3 protein-coding genes are annotated in these 6,127 nt (G+C 62.7%); 2 read left to right on the top strand and 1 reads right to left on the bottom strand.

Annotation, left to right across the window (positions count from 1 at the left end; translation table 11 throughout):
- Positions 1-70: 70 nt before the first annotated feature.
- Complete coding sequence (locus AAFX91_RS37700) at positions 71-967, bottom strand: DMT family transporter (protein ID WP_130582407.1); 897 nt, start codon at positions 965-967, stop codon at positions 71-73.
- Positions 968-1,762: 795 nt separating this feature from the next.
- Here AAFX91_RS37700 and AAFX91_RS37695 point away from each other — a divergent pair.
- Positions 1,763-5,527, top strand: coding sequence for a vitamin B12-dependent ribonucleotide reductase (locus AAFX91_RS37695; protein ID WP_394569877.1), 3,765 nt, complete (start codon positions 1,763-1,765; stop codon positions 5,525-5,527).
- A gap of 150 nt (positions 5,528-5,677) precedes the next feature.
- The gene (locus AAFX91_RS37690; RefSeq protein WP_394569876.1) at positions 5,678-6,085 is read left to right on the top strand and encodes a hypothetical protein; all 408 of its coding nucleotides are present in this window, start codon (positions 5,678-5,680) and stop codon (positions 6,083-6,085) included.
- Positions 6,086-6,127 lie beyond the last annotated feature (42 nt).

Below are 6,127 nucleotides of genomic sequence, written 5' to 3'. Positions count from 1 at the left end.
AGGCTTCCTCCTAAAAGAAAGCCTTGAATCACGTTCAATCTGATTTGAGAATCCCAAGAGTCCACACGGCCTAGGACCGTGTGGCCAGCACGACGGCGGCGAGCGTGAAGACGAGCGCTGCGACCTGCGTCGGCCCGAGCGGCTCGCCCAGCGCGATTGCGGACGCCACCACGCCGATCACGGGGACCGCCATGGTGCCGATCGCCGCGATCGAGGCCGGCAACCGCCTGAGCGCGGCGAACCAGCTCACATAGGCGATGCAGAACTGGATCAGGATTGAATAGACGAGCAGCCACCAGCCGAGTGTCGTCACGCGATCAAGATGCGAGGTCTCGATGAGAAGACCGACCACGGCCACCGGCAGGCAGCCGAGCCCAATCTGCCAGGCCGCCGCCGGGATCGGCTCCATCTTCAACGGCAATTTCTTCGCGAGCACCGCGCCGAGCGCAAAGCCGAAGGCACCGATAATCGCCATGATGATCCCCGGCAGCTTTTCGCGGCTCGCAGCAATTCCGTTGCTGCCCATGATGGCGGCGAGCCCGGCAAACGCCATCAGCAGCGCGATCGTGCGGAGCAGCGTCGGCCGTTCGCCAAGCACCGGCCAGGCCAGCAACGAGGCCCAGACCGGCATGGTGTACGCGATCAGCGCGGCTTCGCTGGCCGGCAGCCAGAGCAGCGCGAGCCCCATCAGCACCATCCAGCCGGTGACGTTCAGTAGCGACGCCAGCATCAAGCGCAGCCACATCGCGCGCCCGACCGACAGGCTCTGCCCGCGAACGACCGCAAGCACGGCCAGCAGCACGGCCCCGACCACGCCGGTCGCGCCGCGCAGCGTCAGCGGCGGCAGCTCGCTCAGCAGGTACTTCGTCACCGGCCAGTTGAAGCCCCAGCCCACCGAAGTGACGGCGAGGAACAGGAAGCCCGCAGGCGCGAGTCGGCCGCGCGCGGTCGGTTTTGATTCTGTCATGGAGCCCGGCAGGGAATGGAATCGGCGGCGACCATGCCTTCGATTTGGGCGGCGGACCACGGGCCCGCCAGCATGCCTGCCCGTAGTTTCTCCGTGAGCTCACGTGAGTCTTCGGAATTCAATCCATCAGGCGCCCAAAATACCTGCCCTGTGAAAAGCGGGCGAAGCCGTTGTTCCACAGCACCCATGAGATTTTTTCTCTTGGGAATCCCTGAGGACTCACTGATACTTGGCCGGATCACAGGCGGGGCATGCCCCCTGTTTTCCTCCCTTTTCCACCATATTTAGTATTTGATTCAGAAACTCGTACTAATCCTTGACGAGCGTCACGGACTTGGCCTAGCTTTCTTTTTGTTCGGCGCGAGTGTGTTTCGGGTCCCCGCCGGTCGCTCCCAAAAGGGTCCAGAACGACCACTCCGTCAGCCGAACAGGCTGCGGGTGAAGGGCTTTGCTGCCCGCGATTTCGGAAATTCCTCCCGGAATTTCCCGGGCATTTTGGGACGCCAATAACGGGCCGGAAGAGGCCCATTGGTGACCTGTCGCGTTACGAGTTTTGAGGCGTTGAACGCATGACCCGAACGGTCCGCCTGGGCCGGTCAGGGACATGCCGTCGCCGGATCGGTACCAGCCGATACCGGCGATCGAGAGAAACAGGCCGGTCCACCGGCTGAGCTTGCGGGGCTCTGGCCCCCCACCCTTTGGACGGAAGGATGGGACCAGGGGCTCGCTCTAGGAATAACATTTCCGGATCACCCCTGCGGCAATGGGGGCCGGGCAGAAGACGGGGCACGACGCATGCTTATCGAACGGCGCAACACCACGGCCGGACAATCTCCCTACGCCGGGATCAATTTCAGGCTGACCACGTCTGAGATCCGCAATCCCGATGGCTCCATCGTGTTCCGTGCGGAGAATGTCGAGGTGCCCGAGTTCTGGTCGCAGGTCGCCTCCGACGTGCTCGCCCAGAAATATTTCCGTAAAGCCGGCGTCGCTGCGCGCCTGAAGAAGGTCGAGGAGGAGACTGTCCCCTCCTGGCTGTGGCGCTCAGTGCCCGACACCGAGGCTCTGGCGCTGTTGCCTGAGAGCGAGCGCTATGTCGGCGAGACCTCGGCCAAGCAGGTGTTCGATCGCCTCGCCGGGTGCTGGACCTATTGGGGCTGGAAGGGCGGCTACTTCTCTTCCGACGAGGACGCGCAGGCCTTCTTCGACGAGATCCGCTATCAGCTCGCAAAACAGATGGTGGCGCCGAACTCGCCGCAATGGTTCAACACCGGCCTGCACTGGGCCTATGGTATCGATGGCCCCGGCCAGGGCCACTATTACGTCGACTACAAGACCGGCAAGCTGACCAAATCCAAGTCGGCTTACGAGCATCCGCAGCCGCACGCCTGCTTCATCCAGGGCATCGAGGACGACCTCGTCAACGACGGCGGCATCATGGACCTCTGGGTGCGCGAGGCGCGCCTGTTCAAATACGGCTCCGGCACCGGCTCGAACTTCTCGCGCCTGCGCGGCGAAGGTGAGAGGCTGTCCGGCGGCGGCCGCTCGTCGGGCCTGATGAGCTTCCTCAAGATCGGCGACCGCGCCGCCGGCGCGATCAAGTCCGGCGGTACCACGCGCCGCGCGGCCAAGATGGTCGTGGTCGATATCGATCACCCCGACATCGAGACCTATATCGACTGGAAGGTGAAGGAGGAGCAGAAGGTCGCCGCCCTCGTCACCGGCTCCAAGATCAACCAGAAGCACCTGAAGGCGGTGCTGAAGGCCTGCGTAAACTGCGAAGGAAGCGGCGACGACTGCTTCGATCCCGAGAAGAACCCTGCCCTGCGCCGTGAGATCAAGCTCGCGCGCCGCGCCATGGTGCCCGACAACTACATCAAGCGGGTGATCCAGTTCGCCAGGCAAGGCTACAAGGACATCCAGTTCGACGTTTACGACACCGACTGGGATTCGGAGGCCTATCTCACCGTCTCCGGCCAGAACTCCAACAACTCGGTGTCGCTGAAGGATGATTTCCTGCGCGCCGTCGAGACCGACGGCGACTGGAACCTGATCGCTCGTACCAACAGGAAGGTGACGAAGACGCTGAAGGCGCGCGATCTCTGGGAGAAGATCGGCTACGCCGCCTGGGCCAGCGCCGATCCGGGCCTGCACTTCAACACCACGATGAACGACTGGCACACCTGCAAGGCGTCCGGCGACATCCGCGCGTCCAATCCGTGCTCGGAATACATGTTCCTGGACGACACCGCCTGCAACCTGGCGTCCGCGAACCTGCTCACCTTTTACAGCACCACGACCAAGCGCTTCGACATCGAGTCCTACGAGCATCTGTGCCGGCTCTGGACCATCGTGCTCGAGATTTCCGTGCTGATGGCGCAATTCCCGTCGAAGGCGATCGCCGAGCTCTCCTACGAATTCCGCACGCTGGGCCTCGGCTTCGCCAATATCGGCGGCCTCTTGATGACCATGGGCCTGCCCTATGACTCCAAGGAAGGCCGCGCGCTCTGCGGCGCGCTGACCGCCGTGATGACCGGCATCGCCTACAAGACGTCGGCCGAGATCGCGGCCGAGCTCGGCACCTTCCCCGGCTACAAGAAGAACGCAGCCCACATGCTGCGGGTGATCCGCAACCACCGCCGCGCCGCGCATGGCAACGCGGCCGGCTATGAGGCGCTCGCGGTCAACCCGGTGCCGCTCGACCACGCCTCCTGCCCGCAAGCCGACATCGTCACCCATGCGACCAGGGCCTGGGACGATGCGCTCGCACTCGGCGAGGTCAATGGCTATCGCAACGCCCAGACCACCGTGGTGGCGCCGACCGGCACGATCGGCCTCGTGATGGATTGCGACACCACCGGCATCGAGCCCGACTTCGCGCTGGTGAAGTTCAAGAAGCTCGCCGGCGGCGGCTACTTCAAGATCATCAATCAGGCGGTGCCCGCCGCGTTGCGCGCGCTCGGCTATCGCGAGAGCGAGATCGCGGAGATCGAGGCTTACGCCGTCGGCCACGGCTCGCTGTCCAACGCGCCGGGCATCAATGCCTCCACGCTGAAAGCCAAGGGCTTCACCGACGAGGCGATTGCCAAGGTGGAGAAGGCGCTGCCGACTGCCTTCGACATCAAGTTCGCCTTCAACAAGTGGACCTTTGGCGAGGACTTCATCCGCGACACGCTCGGCATCGGCGCCGAGGCGATCGCCACCCCCGGCTTCGACCTGCTGTCGGCGATCGGCTTCTCCAAGCGCGAGATCGAGGCGGCGAACGTCCACATCTGCGGCGCGATGACGGTAGAAGGCGCCCCGCATCTAAAGGCCGAGCACTATCCGGTGTTCGACTGTGCCAACCCCTGCGGCAAGATCGGCAAGCGCTATCTCTCGGTCGAGAGCCACATCCGCATGATGGCGGCGGCCCAGCCGTTCATCTCGGGCGCGATCTCCAAGACCATCAACATGCCGAACGACGCCACGGTCGAGGACTGCAAGTCCGCCTACCTGTTGTCCTGGAAGCTGGCGCTGAAGGCCAACGCGCTCTACCGCGACGGCTCAAAACTGTCGCAGCCGCTCAACTCGCAGCTCATCTCTGATGATGAGGACGAGGACGATGCGGTGGAGGCGCTGTACGAGAAGCCGATGGCCGCGCGCGCCGCGCAGGTCTCCGAGAAGATCGTCGAGAAGCTGGTCGAGCGCATCGTCGTGATGCGCGAGCGCGAGAAGATGCCCGACCGCCGCAAGGGCTACACCCAGAAGGCGGTGGTCGGCGGCCACAAGGTCTATCTCCGCACCGGCGAATATGACGACGGCCGCCTCGGCGAGATCTTCATCGACATGCACAAGGAAGGCGCCGCGCTCCGCTCCTTCATCAACAACTTCGCAATCGCGGTCTCGCTCGGCCTGCAATACGGCGTGCCGCTCGACGAATATGTCGACGCCTTCACCTTCACCCGCTTCGAGCCGGCGGGCCCGGTGCAGGGCAACGACTCCATCAAGTACGCGACCTCGATCCTCGACTACGTCTTCCGCGAGCTCGCGGTGAGCTATTTGGCACGCTTCGACCTCGCCCATGTCGACCCCAACGAGAGCGGCTTCGACGCGCTCGGCAAGGGCGTCGAGGAAGGCAAGGACCCGGAGGGACCGCAGCACCAGGCGACGAAGTACCTATCACGCGGCCTCACCCGCTCGCGCACCGACAACCTCGTCGTCATGCGCGGCGGCTCGACCGCGGTCAGCCAGACCGCCGACAACGCCCCCGCCGGCGGCTCCCGCGTCACCGCCCTCTCCTCGCAAGGCGCGTCCCGCGTCTCCGACACCATCGAAGGCGCAGTCGCGTTGAAGCAGGAAACGGAGCACGACCTCTCGCCTGCGGAGAAGGTGGGCTCCGTGCACTGGAGCAAGGCCGGCACCGCCGCTGCGGTTGCTCCGACCAAGGCCGAACGCCGCGCGGAAGCGAAGGCCAAGGGCTACGAAGGCGAGATGTGCTCGGAGTGCGGCAACTTCACGCTGGTGCGGAATGGGACGTGTATGAAGTGCGACACGTGTGGATCTACGACGGGATGTTCGTGAAACCGGTATGACGACGACAAAAAGGGCCGCGCAAAGAGCGGCCCTTTTCTTTGTTAACCCGACGCATTTTCGAGACGCATTCTCCAAAATGGATCGCGCGCCAAGTTAGCGCAGTGCATGCACTCTCCATTCGACGCTTGAAGACCGAACATGGCAGAACAACGGTACCGAATTTCCAACCTAAGCCAGATCATCCTATACAAGCTATATGTGTTTCATGTTGATGGTGACGAAAACCGTCCACTCTCTCTGCGCGAAATTCGAGAACTTTTCCCGCGATCACTCCCACTCAATCTGATCGAATCTTCGATTGATTGGATGAGAAAAAAGATTGGCTCGGACTATCTTCGGCGACTTGGAACGAAAGAAGACTACAAATTCGTAATTTCACCGGAAGGGATCAAGCACGTTGAATTAGAACTTCTTCGAAAGAGCTCCCCAATTTCTTACTTTCAACAGCACGGTGAAGATGCGCTGGTTTACGTAGCAGGCTTGGAAAGTCCGTTCATGACGGACGAAGAACGAAGTGAAATGGACCCGCGGAGCGGGACCGCTTGAACCGGTTTGTTAGTTGGAAACTGACCGCTCCTGATCCCTTTC

Source organism: Bradyrhizobium sp. 31Argb, assembly GCF_043638955.1.
Lineage (GTDB): Bacteria > Pseudomonadota > Alphaproteobacteria > Rhizobiales > Xanthobacteraceae > Bradyrhizobium.
Note: the sequence above shows the minus strand (reverse complement) of the source record. Positions and strands in the feature narration are given on the sequence as shown.

What these genes read in the sequence shown, in the direction of transcription:
- AAFX91_RS37700 (WP_130582407.1), bottom strand. Translation starts at nt 967, where the DNA reads ATGACAGAATCAAAACCGACCGCGCGCGGCCGACTCGCGCCTGCGGGC.
- AAFX91_RS37695 (WP_394569877.1), top strand. Translation starts at nt 1,763, where the DNA reads ATGCTTATCGAACGGCGCAACACCACGGCCGGACAATCTCCCTACGCC.
- AAFX91_RS37690 (WP_394569876.1), top strand. Translation starts at nt 5,678, where the DNA reads ATGGCAGAACAACGGTACCGAATTTCCAACCTAAGCCAGATCATCCTA.